This is a genomic window from Pseudomonas yamanorum (assembly GCF_013386765.1).
GTDB classification, from domain to species: domain Bacteria; phylum Pseudomonadota; class Gammaproteobacteria; order Pseudomonadales; family Pseudomonadaceae; genus Aquipseudomonas; species Aquipseudomonas yamanorum_A.
Map to the genome: position 1 here is coordinate 23,448 of NZ_JACARE010000030.1, position 20,741 is coordinate 44,188.

Annotated in this window: 19 protein-coding genes; 7 read left to right on the forward strand and 12 right to left on the reverse strand. The window is 61.7% G+C overall.

Features of this window, described 5'->3' with window-relative positions; translation table 11 throughout:
* Window positions 1–28: 28 nt before the first annotated feature.
* From HX875_RS22890 to HX875_RS22900, 3 genes are all read right to left on the reverse strand, one after another.
* Entirely contained in the window at window positions 29–1,354 is a 1,326-nt protein-coding gene (locus HX875_RS22890; RefSeq protein ID WP_177045969.1) for a sigma-54-dependent transcriptional regulator, read from the reverse strand.
* Window positions 1,348–3,114 carry an ATP-binding protein gene (locus HX875_RS22895; protein WP_177045971.1) on the reverse strand — a complete coding sequence of 589 codons (1,767 nt, stop codon included), beginning with the start codon at window positions 3,112–3,114 and terminating at the stop codon, window positions 1,348–1,350. Before HX875_RS22895 ends, HX875_RS22890 begins: the two co-directional genes overlap by 7 nt.
* A 231-nt stretch (window positions 3,115–3,345) precedes the next feature.
* Window positions 3,346–4,869 (reverse strand): fumarate hydratase, encoded by a 1,524-nt coding sequence (locus tag HX875_RS22900; protein ID WP_003214142.1) that lies wholly within the window; start codon window positions 4,867–4,869, stop codon window positions 3,346–3,348.
* A 299-nt stretch (window positions 4,870–5,168) separates the two neighbouring features.
* Between HX875_RS22900 and HX875_RS22905 the strand changes: the two genes are divergently transcribed.
* Together HX875_RS22905 and HX875_RS22910 are read left to right on the forward strand one after the other, a co-directional pair.
* Window positions 5,169–6,101: an iron-sulfur-binding ferredoxin reductase gene (locus tag HX875_RS22905; protein ID WP_177045973.1), complete on the forward strand. Its 933-nt coding sequence runs from the start codon at window positions 5,169–5,171 to the stop codon at window positions 6,099–6,101.
* A gap of 30 nt (window positions 6,102–6,131) precedes the next feature.
* On the forward strand, window positions 6,132–6,881 hold the full coding sequence (locus HX875_RS22910; RefSeq protein ID WP_177045975.1) for an enoyl-CoA hydratase-related protein: 750 nt from the start codon (window positions 6,132–6,134) through the stop codon (window positions 6,879–6,881).
* Between the two features lie 196 nt (window positions 6,882–7,077).
* Here the strand turns inward: HX875_RS22910 and pyk are convergent, their stop codons facing one another.
* On the reverse strand, window positions 7,078–8,529 hold the full coding sequence (gene pyk, locus HX875_RS22915) for a pyruvate kinase (protein WP_177045977.1): 1,452 nt from the start codon (window positions 8,527–8,529) through the stop codon (window positions 7,078–7,080).
* 175 nt (window positions 8,530–8,704) lie between these two features.
* Here pyk and HX875_RS22920 point away from each other — a divergent pair, with 175 nt between their 5' ends.
* The gene (locus tag HX875_RS22920; RefSeq protein WP_177045979.1) at window positions 8,705–9,079 is read left to right on the forward strand and encodes a tetratricopeptide repeat protein; all 375 of its coding nucleotides are present in this window, start codon (window positions 8,705–8,707) and stop codon (window positions 9,077–9,079) included.
* 225 nt (window positions 9,080–9,304) lie between these two features.
* Window positions 9,305–9,664: a PilZ domain-containing protein gene (locus HX875_RS22925; protein WP_177045981.1), complete on the forward strand. Its 360-nt coding sequence runs from the start codon at window positions 9,305–9,307 to the stop codon at window positions 9,662–9,664.
* A gap of 27 nt (window positions 9,665–9,691) precedes the next feature.
* Here the strand turns inward: HX875_RS22925 and HX875_RS22930 are convergent, their stop codons facing one another.
* From HX875_RS22930 to HX875_RS22955, 6 genes are read right to left on the reverse strand one after another with little or no spacing between them, the layout of a single operon-like run.
* The gene (locus HX875_RS22930) at window positions 9,692–11,023 is read right to left on the reverse strand and encodes a DUF58 domain-containing protein (protein ID WP_177045983.1); all 1,332 of its coding nucleotides are present in this window, start codon (window positions 11,021–11,023) and stop codon (window positions 9,692–9,694) included.
* 7 nt (window positions 11,024–11,030) lie between these two features.
* Complete coding sequence (locus HX875_RS22935; protein ID WP_177045986.1) at window positions 11,031–12,011, reverse strand: AAA family ATPase; 981 nt, start codon at window positions 12,009–12,011, stop codon at window positions 11,031–11,033.
* Entirely contained in the window at window positions 12,008–13,165 is a 1,158-nt protein-coding gene (locus HX875_RS22940) for a DUF4350 domain-containing protein (RefSeq protein ID WP_177045988.1), read from the reverse strand. The genes HX875_RS22935 and HX875_RS22940 overlap by 4 nt, the downstream gene beginning before the upstream one ends.
* Window positions 13,162–14,688: a DUF4129 domain-containing protein gene (locus HX875_RS22945; RefSeq protein WP_177045989.1), complete on the reverse strand. Its 1,527-nt coding sequence runs from the start codon at window positions 14,686–14,688 to the stop codon at window positions 13,162–13,164. Before HX875_RS22945 ends, HX875_RS22940 begins: the two co-directional genes overlap by 4 nt.
* On the reverse strand, window positions 14,675–15,655 hold the full coding sequence (locus HX875_RS22950) for a stage II sporulation protein M (protein ID WP_177045992.1): 981 nt from the start codon (window positions 15,653–15,655) through the stop codon (window positions 14,675–14,677). The genes HX875_RS22945 and HX875_RS22950 overlap by 14 nt, the downstream gene beginning before the upstream one ends.
* A complete protein-coding gene (locus tag HX875_RS22955; protein ID WP_177045994.1) occupies window positions 15,652–16,344 on the reverse strand; it encodes an RDD family protein in 693 nt (230 codons plus the stop codon). The genes HX875_RS22950 and HX875_RS22955 overlap by 4 nt, the downstream gene beginning before the upstream one ends.
* A 189-nt stretch (window positions 16,345–16,533) precedes the next feature.
* Here HX875_RS22955 and sbcB point away from each other — a divergent pair, with 189 nt between their 5' ends.
* A complete protein-coding gene (sbcB, locus tag HX875_RS22960) occupies window positions 16,534–17,961 on the forward strand; it encodes an exodeoxyribonuclease I (protein WP_177045996.1) in 1,428 nt (475 codons plus the stop codon).
* 90 nt (window positions 17,962–18,051) lie between these two features.
* Here the strand turns inward: sbcB and mvaT are convergent, their stop codons facing one another.
* Entirely contained in the window at window positions 18,052–18,426 is a 375-nt protein-coding gene (mvaT, locus tag HX875_RS22965) for a histone-like nucleoid-structuring protein MvaT (protein WP_005790963.1), read from the reverse strand.
* Window positions 18,427–18,777: 351 nt separating this feature from the next.
* On the opposite strand from mvaT, the gene purU reads away from it, so the two are divergent.
* Window positions 18,778–19,626, forward strand: a complete 849-nt coding sequence (gene purU / locus HX875_RS22970; RefSeq protein ID WP_177045998.1) for a formyltetrahydrofolate deformylase — start codon at window positions 18,778–18,780, stop codon at window positions 19,624–19,626.
* 86 nt (window positions 19,627–19,712) lie between these two features.
* A complete protein-coding gene (locus HX875_RS22975; RefSeq protein ID WP_177046000.1) occupies window positions 19,713–19,913 on the forward strand; it encodes a hypothetical protein in 201 nt (66 codons plus the stop codon).
* A gap of 10 nt (window positions 19,914–19,923) precedes the next feature.
* On the opposite strand, the gene HX875_RS33220 is transcribed toward HX875_RS22975, so the two are convergent.
* Window positions 19,924–20,688, reverse strand: coding sequence for a methyl-accepting chemotaxis protein (locus HX875_RS33220; RefSeq protein ID WP_371318589.1), 765 nt, complete (start codon window positions 20,686–20,688; stop codon window positions 19,924–19,926).
* Window positions 20,689–20,741 lie beyond the last annotated feature (53 nt).

Genomic DNA, 20,741 nt, shown 5'->3' on the forward strand with positions numbered 1-20,741 from the left:
CGCCCCACCCGGCGATACAAGAACCGGTTTAGAGGAACGAGTCCCGCGCCAAGCCATGGCGCTGCATCTTTTCATTGAAGGTGCGCCGGGGCAGTTGCAGTTCGGCCAGCACCGCCTTGATATCGCCTTTGTGCCGGGTCAGCGCGGCTTTCAGGCAGTGGGCTTCAAATGCTTCCTGCTGGGCCGCCAGGGATTGCCCGGCTTCGATGCCTTCCGGCTCCGGTTCACCCAGCCCCAGTACCTGGCGCTCGGCGACGTTGGCCAGTTCCCGCACATTGCCCGGCCAGTCATGGCTGAGCAGGCGGCCCAGCGCCGGCCCGCTCAACGGTGCAAAGTTGCGGCCCAGGCGTTCGGCGGCGCTGTGTGCAAAGTGCTCGAACAGCAGCGGAATGTCTTCCCGGCGCTCGCGTAGCGGTGGCAGGCGCAGTTGCGCGACGGTCAGGCGGTAGGCCAAATCCTCGCGAAAGCGTCCGGCACGGGCTTCATCCAGCAGGTCCGGCTTGGTGGCGGCGATGATCCGCAAGTCCACCTTGATGCTTTGATTGGAGCCGAGCCGCTCCAGCTTCTGCTCCTGCAACACCCGCAGCAATTTCACCTGCTGGGCCAGGGGCATGCTTTCGATCTCATCAAGAAACAGCGTGCCACCGTCGGCGTATTCCAGCTTGCCAATGCGCTTGCCCTGGGCGCCGGTAAACGCGCCACTTTCATGGCCGAACAGCTCGGCTTCAAACAGCTGCTCGGGAATCGCTGCGCAGTTCAGCGCCACAAACGGCTTCTTCGCACGGGGGCCGAAATCATGCAGGCAACGGGCGACCAGTTCCTTGCCGCTGCCGGTTTCGCCGCGAATCAGCACGTTGACCGGAAGACCTGCCAGGTCCAGCACTTGCCGGCGCAGGTTCTGCAAACCCCGGGACACCCCCAGCAGGCTGGATTCCAGTTGGGCCCGGTGATCGGCCTGTTGATGCAGGCGGCGGTTTTCCAGCACCAGGCCGCGCTTGTCCAGCGCCCGGCGCAGGCTGCTGAGCAGGGCTTCGGGGCTGAAGGGTTTTTCGAGGAAGTCGTAGGCGCCATCGCGCATGGCTTCGACGGCCATCGGCACATCGCCGTGGCCGGTGAGCAGAATCACCGGCAGGTCGGCGTCGCGCCGCTGCACTTCGGCCAGCAACTCCAGCCCGCTGAGGCCGGGCATGCGCACATCGCTCAGGATCACCCCGGGAAAATCCCTGGGCAATTGCGCCAGGCATTCCTCGGCACGGCTGAACAGCTGCACCTCAAAGCCCGACAGGCTCAGCCATTGCTCGACGGCCGTGCGAATGCTGGCTTCGTCGTCGACCACAATCACCGCATTCAACATAGTTCTGGCGTCTCCAGGGCGATGGGCAAGGTCAGGGTAAAGATCGCTCCGTCACCTTGATTGCCGGCGCTCAGGCGGCCGCCGAGTTCGTGGACGATAGCGTACGACACTGCAAGGCCGAGGCCGAGCCCGTCGCCCACCGGTTTGGTGGTGAAGAACGGGTCGAACACGCTGTTGAGGTGTTCTTCGGCGATCCCGCCGCCGCTGTCGCTGACGGTCAGGCGCCACAGTTGCTGGTCGGCGTGCAGACGGATCTCCAGGCGCTTGCGCGGCTTGTCGGCCATGGCGTCGAGGGCGTTGCGCAGCAGGTTGATCATTACCTGTTCCAGGCGAATCGCGTCGCCGCGGACCCAGGCCGGGCGGGTCAGGTCGAGGACTGTGCCGATGGCTTCGTCCCGCAGGCGGGCGTCGAGCAAGTGCAGGGACTGGTCCACCACTGTGGCCAGGTCGAGGCGTTCGCGCAGGCCGCTGGGGCTCTTGCGGGCGAAGGTCTTGAGGTGGCCGGTGAGGGCGGCCATGCGCGTGAGCATGTCGTCCAGCGGGGTCAGGGCCTGGTAGGCGTCGTCCACCCGGCCGTGGTCCAGCAGCAGCCGCAGGGTTGCCAACTGCATGCGCTGGGCGGTCAAAGGCTGGTTGATCTCGTGGGCCAGGGCGGCAGACATCTGCCCCAGCGCCGCGAGCTTGGCGGACTGCACCAGGCCATCCTGGGCGGTGCGCAAGGCGCGGGTGCGTTCTTCCACCAGTTGTTCAAGTTCTTCACGGCTGCGCTGGCGCAAGCGGGCCAGGCGCCAGCGTTGAGTCAGGAACAGCACCAGGAACACCAGCGCCAGCCACGAACCGGCGGCAGCGAGGCCGGCGTTGCGTTGGTCTTCAAAGGCAACCTGTGGCTTGCGCAGCAGGTGCAAGGTCCAGCCTTCGGCCTTCAGCGGCAGGGATTCCCAAATGTAGTTGGCCTTGCCGTCGGGGCCGTCGACGCGCATCAGGTGGCTGTTTTCGTCAAAGCGCTGCAAGGCTTCGGCGTCCAGCGGCAGCAGTTGTTTCTTGTCGTATTGGCGCGTGGCCTTGAGTTCGGCGTGGTCGCTGTCCGACAACGGGCGCAGCGCGCGGTAGCGCCAGCCCGGCTGGTTGGCGATAAACACAATGCCCCGGGCATCGCTGACCAGCAGCAGGTCATTGCCCTGGGCCCATTCGCGCTCCAGTTCGGGGAATTCCAGCTTGACCACCATGGCGCCGAGGAACTGTTCGTTCTCGCCCACCACCGCACTGGACAGGAAATACCCTGGAATCCCGGTGGTCACCCCCACCGCATAGAAGCGCCCGGTGCCCTGGCTCAGGGTCTGGCTGAAGTAGGGGCGAAACGCGTAGTTGTGTCCCACATAACTGCTGGGCAGGTTCCAGTTGCTGGCGGCCACGGCCAGGCCGTTGCGGTCCATCAATTCCAGGGTGGAAGATTGGGCGGCGCCGTTGATGCGCTCCAGCTTGCGGTTGAGCAAATCCTGGGTGGCGGTGTCCAGCGGGCCTTTCAAGGCGCTGATCATCTCCGAGTCGAGGGCCAGCACGGCGGGCAGGGCGCGGTAGCGTTCGATCAGGGTGTGCAGCGAGTTGCCATAGAGCATGAGCTGCTGATTGGCGCGGGCGGCGTCGTCCACCAGGGCCAGGCGTTCGGCGTGGCGGGTGGCCAAGGCGGCAGCCAGCATCGCACCGGCAATGATCAGCAGGGAGTAGAAGGTCAAACGCAACGGGCGGGGGATCGCGATCATACGAAGATGAACAGTGCAATTGGGGGCGAGCACCATAGCATGAGGCGCATGGCTGTTGTGGCGAGGGAGCTTGCTCCCGCTGGGGCGCGTAGCGGCCCCAAAAAAATGGGAGCGCTGCGCACTGGAGCGCCAGCCCGGTCCAGCGGGAGCAAGCTCCCTCGCCACAGTAAGAGGTGTATGGCATAAAAAAGGCGACCGCATTGGTCGCCTTTTATCCCACAGGGGAAATGCTTACTGCACTTCTACCGCCAGGCTTTCACTGATCTTTTTCTGCCAGATGGCAGGACCTGTGATGTGTACCGACTCGCCCTTGCTATCAACGGCAACGGTGACCGGCATGTCTTTGACGTCGAACTCGTAGATCGCTTCCATGCCCAGTTCGGCGAACGCCACCACGCGGGATTTCTTGATGGCCTGGGCCACCAGGTAAGCCGCGCCGCCCACTGCCATCAGGTAAACCGCCTTGTGGTCCTTGATCGCTTCGATAGCGGTCGGGCCGCGCTCGGATTTGCCGATCATGCCCAGCAGGCCGGTTTGCTCGAGGATCTGGCGGGTGAACTTGTCCATCCGCGTGGCGGTGGTCGGACCGGCAGGCCCAACCACTTCTTCGCGCACCGGATCAACCGGGCCGACGTAGTAGATGAAGCGACCCTTGAGGTCCACCGGCAGGGTTTCGCCCTTGTTCAGCATCTCGACCATGCGCTTGTGCGCCGCGTCGCGACCGGTGAGCATCTTGCCGTTGAGCAACACGGTTTCGCCCGGCTTCCAGCTCTGCACGTCTTCCGGGGTCAGGGTGTCGAGGTTGACGCGACGGGCCGACGGGCCGGCTTCCCAGACGATTTCCGGGTAGGCGTCCAGCGGTGGCGCTTCCAGCGACGCAGGGCCCGAACCGTCGAGCACGAAGTGCGCGTGACGGGTGGCGGCGCAGTTGGGGATCATGCACACCGGCAGCGAGGCCGCGTGGGTCGGGTAGTCCATGATTTTCACGTCGAGCACGGTGGTCAGGCCACCCAGGCCCTGGGCGCCGATGCCCAGTTGGTTGACCTTCTCGAACAGCTCCAGGCGCATCTCTTCGATACGGTTGGACGGGCCGCGCTTTTTCAGCTCGTGGATGTCGATGGATTCCATCAACACTTCCTTGGCCATCACCGCAGCTTTCTCGGCGGTGCCGCCGATGCCGATGCCGAGCATGCCCGGTGGGCACCAGCCGGCGCCCATGGTCGGAACGGTCTTGAGTACCCAGTCGACGATCGAGTCGGACGGGTTGAGCATGGCCATTTTCGACTTGTTCTCGGAACCACCGCCCTTGGCGGCCACGTCCACTTCCACGGTGTTACCCGGGACGATGGAGTAGTGGATCACCGCAGGGGTGTTGTCCTTGGTGTTTTTACGCGCACCGGCCGGGTCGGCGAGGATCGAAGCCCGCAGGACGTTTTCCGGCAGGTTGTAGGCCTGGCGCACGCCTTGGTTGATCATGTCGTCCAGGCTCATGGTGGCGCCATCCCAGCGCACGTCCATGCCCACACGTACGAACACGGTGACAATCCCGGTGTCCTGGCAGATCGGGCGGTGGCCGGTGGCACACATGCGCGAGTTGATCAGGATCTGTGCCATGGAGTCACGGGCCGCTGGCGATTCTTCGCGCAGGTAGGCTTCGTGCATCGCCTGGATGAAGTCAACGGGATGGTAATAGGAAATGAATTGCAGGGCGTCGGCAACGCTCTGAATCAGGTCGTCTTGCTTGATCACGGTCATGAGTCGCGCTCCTCTATAAGGGAACATTCAATAAAGGTGTCTTCAGTAAGGTGAATCGGTCGGCTGAAGGCACCTTTCCAAGGCACGCCGTATGGTGCAGGCGCGACGCTAAAAAGGCGCGGCAGTATAACCCGCCGCGGTGGCCGATACACCCGACTATGGTCATGAATGCCAGGCCCGATTCACCGTAGGAGCGAGCTTGCTCGCGAAAAACGTGAATCTGATGGGTTTCGTCAGGCGCCCCGCGTTATCGTTAGCGACCTTCGCGAGCAAGCTCGCTCCTACAGTTGAAGAGTTTTATGCCTGAACTTCACGTCGGCGAACGCCACTGGTCGGTAGCCACCGGCAGCAACCTGCTGGATGCCCTGAACCAGGCGGGTGTGGCCGTGCCCTATAGCTGCCGCGCCGGCAGTTGCCATGCCTGCCTGGTGCGTTGCCAGGGCGATATCCAGGACAATCAACCGGATGCCCTGAGCCCGGCGCAACGCCAGGACGGCTGGCGCCTGGCCTGCCAGTGCCAGGTCACGGGGGACGTGCAGGTCGAGGCGTTTGACCCGCTGCGTGACGGGCTGCCGGCGACGGTGCTGGGCGTCGACTGGTTGAACCCGAGCGTACTGCGCCTGCGGCTGCAACCCGAACGCGGCCTGCGCTACCGGGCGGGGCAGCATCTGGTGCTGTGGGCGGGCAGCGTTGCGCGACCTTACTCATTGGCCAGCCTGCCCCAGGAAGACCCGTTTCTCGAATTTCACATCGATTGCCGCCTGCCCGGTGAATTCAGCGATGCTGCCCGCCGGTTAAAGGTTGGCGACAGCCTGCGCCTGGGTGAACTGCGGGGCGGCGCGTTGCAATACGATCCCGACTGGCAATCCCGGCCGCTGTGGCTGCTGGCCTCGGGCACCGGACTTGGCCCGCTGTGGGGCGTGTTGCGCGAGGCCCTGCGCCAGGATCACCAGGGCGCCATCCGGGTCATTCACCTGGCTCATGACGCAAACGGTCATTATCTGGCCGGGCCTTTGGCGCAGCTGGCTGCGGCGCATCCGAACGTGACGGTTGAGCTGTGGACAGCGGCTGAGGCAACCGAGGCTTTGGCGCAACTGCGGCTTGTTTCCCGGCAAACTCTGGCCTTACTCTGCGGGCACCCTGCCAGCGTCGAGGCCTTCTCCAAGCGCCTGTTCCTGGCCGGACTGCCGCGCAATCAACTGCTGGCCGATGTGTTCCTGCCCCGTGGTTGAGCGCTGAATTTTCCAGCCGCGAGATTTGCCATGACCGATGCCATCCTGCAGCAACGCGAACGCGGGTTGCTGATCCTGCAGCTCAACCGCCCGGACAAGAAAAACGCCCTGACCCGCGCCATGTACAGCCAGCTGGCCGAGGCGCTGGAACAGGCCGATGCCGATAACGGCGTCAATGCCGTGTTGATCCAGGGCAGCAGCGAATGCTTCACCGCCGGTAATGACATCGGCGACTTCCTTGAACAACCACCGGCGGATCTCGACAGCCCGGTGTTTCACTTCATGCGCAGTTTGCTCAATTGCCGCAAGCCGGTGATTGCGGCGGTGGCAGGCGTGGCGGTGGGGATTGGTACCACGCTGCTGCTGCATTGTGATCTGGTGTATGTGAGCCGGGATGCGCGGTTGCGCATGCCGTTCGTCAACCTGGGACTGTGCCCGGAGTTTGGCTCCAGCTTGATCCTGCCGCGCTTGTTGGGGCATGCCAAGGCGGCGGAATTGTTACTGCTGGGTGAAGGGTTCAGCGGTGAGCAGGCGGCTATCTGGGGCATCGCAACCGAAGCACTGGGCAGCGGTGAATCTGCCTTGGCCAAGGCGCGGGAAGTCGCCGGACGGTTCGAAACCCTGGCGCCGGGCGCGGTGCAGGTCAGCAAGCATCTGATGAAAAGCGTTGATCGTGAGCAGTTGCGCAGGGTGATCGAGGAGGAGGGGGCGTTGTTTACCCAGCGGTTGAAGTCGCCGGAGGCGATTGCGGCGTTGTCGGGGTTTATCGCCAGGCGATGAAGAAGTGTTGTGGGAACGGGCCTCATCGCAGGCAAGCCAGCTCCCACAGTTGACCGAGTTGACTTGAAGAAGCGCGATTAACTGTGGGAGCTGGCTTGCCTGCGATGAGGCCCTGCCAGCCAATGGAACATCCCGATCTGCAATGCAAAAAGCCCCGCCATTCACATGGCGGGGCTTTTGTTTTTCAGCGTGTCACTCAGACCATTGGGTCGCCAACGTGCAGGATCTTCATGCCGTTGGTGCCGCCGATGGTGTGGTAGCTGTCGCCCTTGGTCAGGATGACCCAGTCGCCTTTCTCTACTACGCCGCGCTTGAGCAACTCGTCGATCGCGGCCTGGCTGACTTGCTCAGGCGGCAGCGATGCCGGGTCGAACGGTACGGTGTAGACACCACGGAACATGGCCGCGCGGGCCTGGGTTTCGCGGTGCGGGGAGAATGCGTAGATCGGGATCGAGGAACGAATGCGCGACATGATCAACGGCGTGTAGCCACTTTCGGTCAAGGCGATGATCGCTTTCACGCCCGGGAAGTGGTTGGCGGTGTACATGGCGGCCAGGGCGATGCTCTGGTCGCAGCTTTCGAACACTTTGCCGATGCGGTGGCTGGAGGTCTTGCTGGTCGGGTGCTTTTCAGCGCCGACGCAGATGCGCGCCATGGCCTGCACAGCTTCCAGCGGGTACGGGCCTGCAGCACTTTCAGCCGAGAGCATCACGGCGTCGGTGTAGTCGAGCACGGCGTTGGCCACGTCGGACACTTCGGCACGGGTTGGCATCGGGTTCTGGATCATCGACTCCATCATCTGGGTCGCAACGATCACCGCTTTGTTGTGGCGACGTGCGTGCAGGATGATTTTCTTCTGGATGCCGATCAGCTCGGCGTCGCCGATTTCCACACCGAGGTCGCCACGGGCAACCATCACGGCGTCGGAAGCCTTGATCAGGCCGTCGAGGGTTTCGTCATCGGCCACGGCTTCGGCGCGTTCGATCTTCGCCACCAGCCAGGCAGTACCGCCGGCTTCGTCGCGCAGTTTACGGGCGTATTCCATGTCGGCAGCGTCGCGCGGGAAGGAAACCGCGAGGTAGTCCACTTCCATTTCGGCGGCGAGCTTGATGTCGGCCTTGTCTTTTTCAGTCAGGGCAGGAGCGGTCAGGCCACCGCCGCGGCGGTTGATGCCTTTGTGATCCGACAGCGGGCCGCCGATGATCACGGTGCAGTTCAATTCGGTTGGGGTGGCGGTGTCGACGCGCATGACCACGCGACCGTCGTCCAGCAGCAGTTCGTCGCCGACGCCGCAGTCTTTCACCAGGTCGGGGTAGTCGATACCCACTACGTCCTGAGTGCCTTCGGTCAGCGGGTGGCTGGTGGAGAAGGTGAACTTGTCACCGATCTTCAGCTCGATTCGCTTGTTGGCGAATTTGGCGATACGGATTTTCGGGCCTTGCAGGTCACCCAGCAGTGCAACGAAGCGGCCGTGTTTGGCGGCAAGGTCACGCACCAGCTTGGCGCGAGCCTTGTGCTCGTCCGGGGTGCCGTGGGAGAAGTTCAAACGGGCAACGTCCAGGCCAGCCAGAATCAGCTGTTCGAGGACTTCCGGCGAGTTACTGGCCGGGCCAAGGGTGGCGACGATTTTGGTACGACGGACGGACATGCACGGACTCCTGAGTTCAAGCGCTGAGGAAGGCTACTATGCTCTTTGGTTGTAGTCATTGTTCGTTTGCACTACTTATCGATGATTCGCTTGTTTTCACTCTGCATGAACAGATGAACAACCTTGAAGATTTTCGATGAAGGGTCGATACACTGCACAAGACAGGAGAACCCCCATGCGAATCGTGATCATTGCTGCCCTGGCCGTCAGTGTTGTCGGCTGCACCCGTTGGTCGATGGACCATCATTTGAACAATGCGTACCGCGCTTACGGCGTAGGCGATTGCCAGCGGGTCACCCTTGAGTTGTCCCAGGTCGACCGTGAAAGCCGTTCCCGGCGCTACGTGCAACCGGAGGTCTCGATGTTGCGCGGGCAGTGCCTGGAGCGGGAGAAACTGTTCGTCGATGCGGCGCAAACCTATCAGTTCATCATCAGCCAGTACCCGGCGAGCGAGTACGCGTTTCGCGCTCGTGCACGCCTGGATACCCTGCAACAGCTGGGGCATTACCCCGGCGCCAGTACCGCCCAGCCGCGTCCGGCGTCACTCTGATGATATTTGTCATGCTATGGCTGGCTCGTTGCCAGTCTTGGGCTAATCTTTGAATATCGGTTTGTATAGGTTTCTATTCGAACGGATGGAATACCCGGATTTGGCAGCTGTAAGGTGACAAAGCATTGGCTGTTGTCGCACCGATATCCGGGGAGAGCGGGCCTTTGGGCTCGTTCCGAATCACTGGAGCGGCCACACTCATGGCCATTGGATGGCGACCTCATCATGTTTACGCAGCGGCGGATCGAGCGACATCAGTTACCTTGCTTCCTTCAGGTCTTCAATCGCCTGACGGACAAACCCATTGGCTATTTGGGCAATGTTTCCGAGAAAGGGCTGATGTTGATCAGCCAATTGCCCATGATGGTCGATGTGGCATTCGAGCTGCGCCTGAAAATTCCCGGCCCCGAGGGCGAGGTACAGGCGGTAGACCTCACGGCCACCTGCCTGTGGTGCCATGAGGATATAAACCCGCAGCATTACGACTCCGGGTTCAGCGTGTCACAGGCGCCCGCCGAATATGGGGAGGTGATCAGCGCCCTGTTGAATTACTTCAGCTTTGATCCATTGCAGGCCTCTGCCTAGGTTCTGTGCAGTGCTGCGCGCGAGGTTTCATAGCGCTCCGGCTTTTTTCCAGCCCAGGTAGCGGGTCACCAGGGAGGCTCCGAGTTCCGAAGGCAGTGTGTCCAGAACCGACAGACCATGGGCGTTCAAGCGGCCGTGGAGTTCATCCCGGGTATTGAGATAGTCGATGTTGCCGCAATAGGCCAGGGCTTCGGGCAGGGTTTGCACCGGGGCCTGGCGCAACTGGTCAAGAACTTCCTCCCGCAGGCTTGCAACCAACACCCGGTGCTGGCGGCTGATGCGTTTGACGGCGCTCAGCAACTCTTCATCATCCTCATCGCGCAAATTGGTTACCACGATCACCAGCGAGCGACGTTTCTGCCGGGCCAGCAGTTGGCTGGCGGCCGCCTGGTAATCAGCGGTACGACGAGAAGTATCCAGGTCATACACCGCATTCAGCAGCAAGTTGAGCTGGCCACTGCCTTTGACCGGTGCCAGGTAGCGCGGCTGGTCGCAGGCAAACGTACAGAGCCCCACGGCATCGCCCTGGCGCAACGCCACGTAACTGAGTAGCAGGCAGGCATTGAGGGCGTGGTCAAAATGCGACAGTTCGGCGTCCTGGCTGCGCATGCGCCTTCCACAATCGAGCATGAACATAATCTGCTGGTCACGTTCATCCTGATATTCCCGGGCGATTGGCGTGCGTTGCCGGGCGGTGGCTTTCCAGTCGATCTGGCGCAGGCTGTCGCCCTCGCGAAACTCGCGCAGTTGATGAAACTCCAGGCCCAGCCCGCGTCGTTGCCGCTGGCGTACACCAAGCTGGTTGAGCCAGTTGTCCACTGCCAGCAACTGCGCACCGTACAGGCGTGCGAAGTCCGGGTAGACGCGGGTGGCATCGTTGACGTCTATCAGGCGCCGTGCGGACCACAGCCCCAGGGCACTGGGAAGATGGATTTCACATCGGGTAAAACTGAAATGCCCGCGTCTTAGCGGCCGCAGCCGGTAGCCCAGCTCACTGTGCTCACCCGGGCGAAGTTCGATGGATTGGGGCAGGTTCTCCACCGCCAAACCCTCGGGCACATGATCGAATACCTGGACCATCAGCGGCTGGGGATAATCGTGCTCCAGTGTCACCCGCACGTCTCCCCAGCGCCCCAACGCCAGGCTGCCGGGCATCTGCCGTCGCACGCGCGGGGACGGCCGGCGGCGCAGGCGGATGGCATCCAGCAGGGCCAGCAGCAACAGAGCCAGCAGCAAGCCCCAGGTCACGGAGTGCAGGGTGTCTGGCACCTTGACCTGCAGCGCCATCAACGTGCCGAGCAGAATACCCAGGCCCAGCAGCACACCGAGCCAGATCAATAGCAGGCGAGTCGGTCTCATGGGCGTGTCATTGCCGTGGCGCCGGGACTTGGTCCAGCAGTTGCCTGAGCACCTGGTCGACTTCCAGCCCGTCGATATCCAGCTCCGGGGCAATGCGCACCCGATGGCGCAACACTGCCAGGGCACAGCCCTTGATGTCGTCCGGAGTCACGAATTCGCCGCCCCGCAGCAGGGCCCGTGCCCGTGCGCCACGAACCAGGGCAATGGAGGCCCGGGGCCCGGCACCGATGGTCAGGCCCGGCCAACTGCGGGTGGTACGGGCCAGGCGCACGGCGTAGTCGAGTACTTGTTCGTCCAGGGGCAGCTCGCTGGCGATCTGTTGCAACAGCAGCACATCTTCAGCGTGCAGCACCGTGCGCAGCGGTTGTACGTCGAGCATGTCGGCCCGGGACGAGCGGGTGACTTCGCGCACCATGTCCAGTTCCTGCTGCGCCTCGGGGTAGTCCATGCGCACCTTGAGCATGAAACGATCCAGTTCGGCTTCAGGCAAAGGGTAAGTGCCTTCCTGCTCGATGGGGTTCTGGGTGGCCAACACCATGAACGGTTGGCCGATGGGCAGTGCCTCGCCTTCGAGGGTTACCTGGCGCTCCTGCATGGCTTCCAGCAAAGCGGCCTGGGTTTTTGCCGGGGCGCGGTTGATCTCGTCGGCCAGCAACAGGTTGGTGAACAGCGGCCCTTTGCGCAGCTTGAACTGCTCGGTATGCAGGTCGTATACGGCATGGCCGGTCACGTCGCTGGGCATCAGGTCCGGCGTGAACTGGATGCGCGCGAATTCGCCCCCAAAACAGCGCGCCAGGGCACGTACCAGCAAGGTCTTGCCCAGGCCGGGAACACCTTCGAGCAGCACATGGCCGCCCGCGATCAACGCGGTGAGCACGTCATCGATCACCTGATCCTGGCCGATGACCGCCTTGCGCAGTTCGATGCGCAAAGCCTGGGCCAGTTGGCTGGCGCGCTGAAGCGGGTCAGTGGCGGGAAATTCGCTCATAGGGCATTCCTGAGGGTTTGCAGGCAGGCCACCTGGCGGCTGAAATCGGCGCTGGAGAGCCGCTTCACCGGGAGTGGGCCGAGGGCCTGGCTGATGACGAGGGAGGGTTGGCGAGTCAGGTGTTCAAGAACCCGCAATTGTTCGGTGGCGTCGAGGTATTCGAACCCGGGATGACGGCGTCGGGCTGTGCGCTGGATGTCGTGCTGCAAGGCGAGCAGCAGGCTGTTTTGCCCGCTGCGGCGCAGCAGGAAGTCGGCACTGGCTTTCAAGTGTTCCTGCAGTTGCCGGCGCGCCTTGGGGGCCGGCTGCCGGATCGGGCCCTGGCGCATGCCGGCGTGCCACAACCCCAGGGCAATCAGTGCGGCAAGTGCCACCAGTGCCTGGGGGAAGTAGCGCAGCAGCAGGCTGAACAGATCCTCGACATCGGTGTTGGACAGCAGTGTGACGTGGGTGCCTTGGCTCAGGTACCAGAGCAGCCAGGCGTTATCGTGCAGGCCGATGGCCGGGGTTTTCCACAGATCGCTGTCGGTGACCACCGTCACACGGCCTTGCCCGAGGTTGACCTGCATCAGATGCGTCGACTTGGCACTGTTGGCCGAGAATTGCGCGAGGTGTTTGGGGTCGGTGAGATTGAAGTCGGTGTCGAAGCTGAAGTAGGCCGGGGCCGTTTCGTTGTCCACATAGAGCTTGGTCAGGTCCGGCGTTTTCTTTTTGCGCGCGGGTGCCGGAGCATCGAACGTTTCACTGAAGGACTGGTGTATCTGCACGCGATCCAGCAGCAGGTCGCCACTTTTGCCGGTGTCCTCATCCCACAGCGCTTCGGCTACCAGCAACAGATGGCCGCCCGCCCGGGTCCATTGCAGCAGTTGATCCACCTGGGGCGGGCTCATGTTGCTGCGCTCGCCGAGCAACAGCAGGCTGTTACCTATGGGCGAAAGGCTGGCCAGCCGCTCCAGGCTGTTGGCGTGTTCCACCACCAGGCCTTGCCTGCGCAGAAAGTGTTCCGCTGCCAGGTAAGGATTGGCCAGGGCCTCGGGCGAAGCGCCACGATCCACCACTTCCTGATACGGAATCGCCTTGTGCCAGGCATAAAAACCGCCTGCGGCCAGCAAACACGCCACAAGCACTGCGACCCACAGCAGTGGCCGGTTCATTGTGCTGCTCCCGGGCCGAACAGGCTTCGCCAACGGCTGCATAGCTGTTGTTGCGCCAGGGCCGGCGGAAGGCGGTGGCCATAGGCGAGGTTTTGCCAAGAACGGGTCAGCTCATCGCTGAATGCAAGCAATTGCGGTTGTTGCAATTGGCGGATGTGCTCCAGGACCTGGCCTTCCGTGTCGGCGTTTTTCAGTGGCAGGTTGAAGTCATACAGCAGGCGGCTGAGCAAGCCCCGGTAAAGCAAACCGAGGGCTTCCCGGGGCTGAGTGGCCCAGAGCTGTTCGGCGGTGCTGGCGATATCTTCGGGTAAGGTTTCTGCGCCCAGTTCCAGGCCGAACATTTGAGCGGGAGCAGGTGTGGCTGTCTTGGGCTGGCGCGGGCTGCGTCGGCTGACAAATGCATGCAGCCAGTCGCGATAACGCCAGATCACCAGTGCCAGCCCACCCACCAGCAATCCCCAGAGCAGTACTTCAAGGGCTTTGGCGATGTGCTTGAACGAGTCGCTGTTGAGGTTTTTCAGCAATGCTTCCAGCCAGGCCGGTAGCTTGGCGTCAGATGCGGGCTTGTTTTTGTCTGCTGTTTTTTCGTCACCGAACCGGTAGCGGGTGACGGTTTCCGGATTCTTGAACGGTGGCTGCTCCAGCAGCGCCTTGATCGACTGATTGGCCGACTGCGTGCTCAGGGGCTTTTGCGGCGGCTCATCGGCCCACACCGGTGGAATCGCCGGGACCAGCATCAGCCCGATCACCAGCAGCAGGGCCGGTGCCACGCCACTCAGGCGCTGGCGCAGTCGGCGGAACACCAACTCCAGGTCCCAGGCTTCCAGTACGGTGCGGCGGTTCAGGTACAGGCTGAAACCACAAGCGACGTAGATAGGCTCCCAGAACACCAGGATCAAGGCATAGAAAGCGTTGGTCAGGTGCTCCAGCCATAGCCAGTCGTGCCCGGCGGTGAGTACCAGCTGTTGCCAATCCCAGTCCCGTTCGACCTCTTGCGGCAGGAAGAAATAGAACACCGCCATCAGCCCGAACCACAAGGCGATTTCCAGGTGCACTCCGATCAGGGTCAGCCAGCGGGCGGCGCTGGCGTTGCGTTGTTGCAGTACCCCAAGACGTTGCTGGCGTGCCTGGCCTCGCAGGCCTTCGAGCTGGACCACCGGCATCACGAAGCTGCGGCTCAGGCTGAAGCGCCGCCAGGTCAGGCTGGCCAGCAATTGGCCCTTGAGCAGGCGCGGCCATTGGCGCAGGGCCTGCTTGAGGCTGGGTGTTTCGCCGAACAGGGCCTTGGACAGGATATACAGCGGCAGGCGGTCGAATGCCGGTTTCAACCACCAGAACAGCAGCAGTGCGGTGGACGGGTGATTCCACAGCAGCAGGCTGAACAGGGCGAAGACCGGCAAGGTCACGAGGGCCCAACTGCTCATCAGCAGCAGCCGGTGTTCGCGGGCCAGCAGGATACCGAGGTCCATGGCTTCCCAGGCGTTGCGTGGGCGGATCACGACGCTGGCATCACTCAGGCGCATGGCGATTGCGTCCGGCAAACAGCAGGTAGGTGGCCATCAGCAACCACAGGGCGGCGCCCACCAGGTACTTGATCCACGGCGCCACGGCCGTGGTGGAGGACCAATACGCTTCGATAAACGCAGCGATCAGCAGGAACACCATTACCCCACAAATCATTTGCACGCTTTTGCGCGCGGCCAGTCGCAGGGATTCGCCTCTTGTCAGTTGCCCCGGCGCAATTAATGCCCAGCCCAGTTGCAGGCCCGCGGCACCAGCGAGGGCGATAGCGCTGAGTTCGAAGGCGCCATGGCCAATCACGAATGACCAGAAGGTCTGGCCGTAGCCGATTTGAGTCAGGTGCCCGGCGACGGCACCAATGATCAGGCCGTTGAAGAACAGGAAAAATACGCTGCCCAGGCCAAACAGCAGCCCCGCGGCAAAGGTTTGGAACGCGATGCCGATGTTGTGCATCACGTAGTAGCCAAACATCATCCAGTCTTCGCTGGAGGCGCGTTCGGCGGCCCGGCCCAGACGGCTGGCATCGGGGTCGTACATGCCCTGCATCTCGGCCACCTGTTGGGGGCCGACGATGCTGTAGATCAAGTCCGGAAACAGGTACACCAGCAAGGCGATGCCGATCAGGCTGCCAAAGAACAGCAGGCTGGCGGCCAACACGAATGGCCATTGCGCGCGAACCAGCCTGGGGAAGTCGGCCAGCAGGAAGCTCAGCACGTTTGCTCCCAGTTGGCTGCGATTTCGATACAACTGTTGATGGCCGCGCAAGGCCAGTTGCTGCAGCGGGTCCACCAGATAACTGCTGTAGCCGCGTTCCTGGGCCAGGGCGAGGTGCTGGCACAGCTGCCGGTATTGATGAGGGAAGTCGGCGAAGTCGGTGCCTTTGGCTTTGCCTTTCTCCAACTGCGTCAACTGCTCGGCAAAGGCTTGCCATTGTGGTTGGTGACGGCTTTCGAAAAGACTCTGCTTCATGCTGGCCCCAACAGTCCGCGGGCCACGCCATTGAGTTCCGCCACGGCGCGGGCAGGGGAGACCTGCAGGGGCGTAGCCAGGATCGCGGCCAGTTCGTTGACGCGTTCGGCGGACAGTTCGCCCTGGCGTTCGGCGAAGCTGAGAATGGCTCGTTGTTCGTTCAGCTCAAGGGCGAACGGCAGGCGCAGCGCGGGGGCTTGTGGTACTTGCGGGCGGGGAAGCGGCTGTTCGCGATAGATCACCAGGGTCCCGGCGGCCAGGTCGCCCAGGCGCTTGAAGTTGGGGTGTTGCAGGCAACTGATGGCGCCGAGGAAGTAGCCGAACGGCAGCATGTCGACAAAACGCAGCAGGTTACGGATTAGCGAGGCGGACCAGCCGATGGGCGTGCCATCGTCCTGTACCACCCGCAGGCCCATTATCTGCTTGCCGGGCGAGCATCCCTGGTTGAGCACCTCGAACAGCACCATGTACCACCAGCTGACGAGAAACAGCAGCAGCGAACCCAGGCCTATGCCCAGGTTACCGAGGAAGGCCAGCGCAATAAAAAGAATGCCGAGAATCAGGCCGCGCAACCCGAGGTCGAAGGCAAAGGCCAGCGAGCGGACCAGCAGGCCGGCCGGGCGCAGGGGCAGGTCGATGCCCTCCGGGGTCTCGATCTGGTAGCGGGTATCCAGTGGCGCAGGTGGCATCGCGTTCCTTGGCAGTGCTGCGCTGGCGCCTGGGCGGCAGCGGCGGGGTTGGAAAGACCGATGCTAGCAGTGTCGACGGTGGAAGCAACCACCCAACGATTTACTGAATGTTTGTACAGTGAACACAGCGCTGGCCGCCGGTGCCTTCCAGCGCCTAGACTTTGTCGGTCTTCAGCACAGGAATAGCCCGTGACCACCATTTTCTGGTACGACTATGAAACCACCGGCATCAACCCGCGTACCGACCGCCCGCTGCAGGTAGCCGGTATTCGCACCGACCTTGAACTCAAAGAGGTAGGGCCGCCGGTCAACCTCTATTGCCAGCCCGGCGACGATATCCTGCCGCACCCGGCAGCGTGCGCGATCACCGGCATCACCCCTGGCGTGCTGGCGGAGAAGGGCCTGGCCGAAGCCGACTTCATGACCCGGGTGCACGCTGAACTGGCAGCCCCGGGCACCTGCGGGGCCGGCTACAACACCTTGCGTTTTGACGATGAGATGACGCGCTACAGCTTGTATCGCAACTTTTTTGACCCTTATGCCCGCGAGTGGCAAGGCGGTAACAGCCGCTGGGACCTGATCGACGTGGTGCGCACCGCCTATGCCCTGCGCCCGGACGGAATCGTCTGGCCGGAACAGGACGGGCGCGTCACCCTCAAGCTTGAGCGGTTGACCGCCGCCAATGGTATCGACCACGGGCAGGCTCACGATGCCTTGTCCGATGTGCGCGCCACCATCGCATTGGCCCGGTTGGTCCGCGAGAAGCAACCCAAGCTCTATGACTGGCTGTTTCAACTGCGCAGCAAGCAGCGGGTCATGGACCAGGTGCGGTTGTTGCAGCCGATGGTGCATATTTCCGGGCGTTTTTCTGCAGAGCGTCATTACCTGGGCGTGGTGCTGCCCTTGGCGTGGCACCCGCGCAATCGCAATGCATTGATCGTCTGCGACCTGGGGCTCGATCCCCAGGGCCTGTTGGACGAGGACGCGCAGACCTTGCGCCAGCGTCTATATACCCGTCGTGACGACCTTGCCGAAGGTGAGTTGCCGGTACCGCTCAAATTGCTGCACATCAATCGCTGCCCGGTGGTCGCGCCGTTAAGTGTGCTTCGGGCGCAAGACCGCGAGCGGCTGCAACTGGATATGGATGAGTATGCGGCGCGCGCCCTGCGGCTAAGCGACGCACAAGAACTATGGCGCGATAAATTAGCGGCGATTTATGCCGAGGAAGATTTTGCGTCGAGTGCCGATCCGGAGCAGCAGTTGTACGATGGTTTTATCGGTGATCGTGATCGACGTTTATGTGAACAAGTGAGAGTCGCCGAGCCTGAGCAATTAGCACGGCAGCAATGGCCTTTTGATGACGAACGTTTGCCTGAATTATTATTTCGCTATCGCGCCCGTAACTTCCCTGAAACCTTGAGTAGTGAGGAGCAACAGCGCTGGAGAGTTTTCTGTCAGCAGCGTTTGTCAGACCCGCAATGGGGCGCACCAAACACCCTTGAGGATTTTAAACAGGCGCGTGTTGAGTTGGCTGTTAGTGCTACACCGTTTCAGCGGCAGGTGCTTGATGAGTGGCAGGAGTATGTTGACGCTTTAGCAGCTCGAATGAGCCTGTAATCGGTGCCAGGGTAAAAGATGGACAATAAAAAACGCCAGCAAGCTGGCGTTTTTTATTGCGTTGCGTATCACGCAGCGTCCTGGCGAGGCTTAGCCCAGCAGGGTAGCCCAGCCTTCAACCACGTCGCCGCCCCACTTGGCTTTCCACTCTTTCAGAGTCTTGTGGTTGCCACCTTTGGTTTCAATCACTTCGCCGTTGTGCGGGTTTTTGTATTGTTTAACCTTGCGTGCGCGCTTGGTGCCGGTAGTTTTCACGGCGCCACGTGGAGCCTTAACTTTCGACTCTGGATCCAGCAGCGCGATGATGTCACGCAGGGATTTGGAGTATTCGCCCATCAGGGTGCGCAGTTTGCCTTCGAATTCCAGCTCGGTTTGCAGTTTGTCGTCTTGGGACAGGTTCTTCAAACGGGCTTGCAGCTCTTTGATAGCTTCTTCGGTGGCGCGGTATTCGTTGATCAGGGACATGGGGACTACCTTATGTAGGGCGCTGGGTGAAAGGGGATAGTGGCCCAATAATAGTCAGACGGTTTGCCCAAGTAAACATTTAAGGCCGCATTTATGTAATTTACTTTGGTTGTTTGTGGCAAAAGCGTGGAATTGAGTTAATTAGTAAGGCTTAAGGCCTTAAAGATACTCTCGTTAAGTCTTGGCTTACTGCCCCAGTCCATCGGCTTGCACACATATAGTGGGTAAAGCCTTACGCTATTAAGGGGCAGGGCTGACGCCCGGGATCAGAATAAGCGTGGAGGAATACTGCAGTTTTTCTGCGCAATCGCTAGAATGGCGGCCTTTGCGAAGTTCTGGAGTTTCCCCCTAATGCGCACTTTTCGGCTGGTGATTGCTTGCCCGGACCGGGTTGGCATCGTTGCCAAGGTCAGTAACTTTCTGGCTTCCCACAACGGCTGGATCACCGAAGCGAGCCATCACTCGGACAATCTCAGCGGCTGGTTTTTCATGCGTCACGAAATTCGTGCCGACACGCTGCCCTTTGGTCTTGAAGCATTTCGCGAGGCATTTGCGCCGATCGCTGAAGAGTTCTCGATGACTTGGTGCATCACCGACACAGAGCAGAAAAAACGCGTGGTGCTAATGGCCAGCCGTGAGTCCCACTGCCTGGCTGACTTGCTGCACCGCTGGCACAGCGACGAGCTGGACTGCGAGATCTCCTGCGTGATTTCCAACCATGACGACCTGCGTAGCATGGTCGAATGGCACGGCATCCCGTACTACCACGTCCCGGTCAACCCGCAGGACAAGGAACCGGCGTTTGCCGAGGTCTCGCGCCTCGTCAAGCAGCACGACGCGGACGTAGTGGTACTGGCGCGCTACATGCAGATTCTGCCGCCGGACCTGTGCAGCGAATATGCCGGCAAGGTGATCAACATTCACCACAGTTTCCTGCCCTCGTTTGTAGGCGCCAAGCCGTATCACCAGGCGTCCCTGCGAGGTGTGAAGCTGATCGGCGCAACGTGCCATTACGTCACCGAAGAGTTGGATGCGGGCCCCATCATCGAGCAGGACGTGGTGCGCGTCAGCCACAGCGACAGCATCGAAGACATGGTGCGTTTTGGCCGTGACGTCGAGAAGATGGTGCTGGCACGCGGCCTGCGCTATCACCTGGAAGACCGGGTGCTGGTGCACGGCAACAAGACTGTCGTCTTCTGATTGAAGTGTTTTGATTGAAGAATGAAGGGCCTGGGCGTTAAATCGCGACAGGCCCTTTTTCTTTGGCGACAGGTGAGGAGTGGAGAATGAGCGATCCGCTGGATAAAGCCACTTCCAAAGCCCCCGCGACGTTGGGAGAAGGTTGTTTGAGTCGCTATGACCCGGATGACCTGAGCAGTGAGGACGGCACCGAGTTTCCTGGCGCCGTCGAGTTGTGGGAGCAGTTGCAGGAAACGTCCGAGTCACCGGAAGAAAAGACGTCAGCCACTGCGCAAGGCAGCGACTGACCCGGCCGGATCAGATCCGGAAACTGCCCACCAGCTGTTTCAGCCGCGCCGCCTGCTGTTCCAGGTCGGAGCAGGCCCGTAAGGTCGAATGCAGGTTTTCCACGCCTTCCTGATTGAGGGTGTTGATCTCGGTGATGTCCATGTTGATCGACTCCACCACGGAGGTCTGTTCCTCGGTGGCGGTGGCCACCGACTGGTTCATCCCGTCAATTTCGCCGATTCGCTGGGTCACGCTGTTCAGGCGTTCGCCCGCCAGGTTGGCGATTTCCACACTGTCCAGGCTGTGACGTTGGCTTTCGCTCATGGTACTGACCGAATCCCGGGCGCCGACCTGCAACTCCTCGATCATCTTCTGCACCTGCTGCGCCGACTCCTGGGTGCGGTGCGCCAGGTTGCGCACTTCATCGGCCACTACCGCGAACCCGCGCCCGGCTTCCCCGGCCCGTGCAGCTTCAATCGCCGCGTTGAGGGCCAGCAGGTTGGTTTGCTGGGAAATGCTGGTGATCACTTCCAGGATCTGCCCGATGTTCACCGTCTTGCTGTTAAGCGCTTCGATATTGGTGCTGGAGGCGCTGATCATCTGCGACAACTGGTTCATTGCCTTGATATTGCGCTCGACCACCTGCTGGCCGTCTTCTGCCAGGTGCCGGGCATCGCTTGCCTGGTTGGAGGCTTGTGCGGCGTTACGGGCGATTTCCTGGGCGGCGGCCCCCAGTTCGTTGATGGCGGCGGCGACGCTGTTGGTACGGTTGGCCTGCTCGTCGGAATTGACCATCGAGGAGTTGGAGGCGCTGACTACCCGCAGGGCCACTTCATTGACCTGCTCGG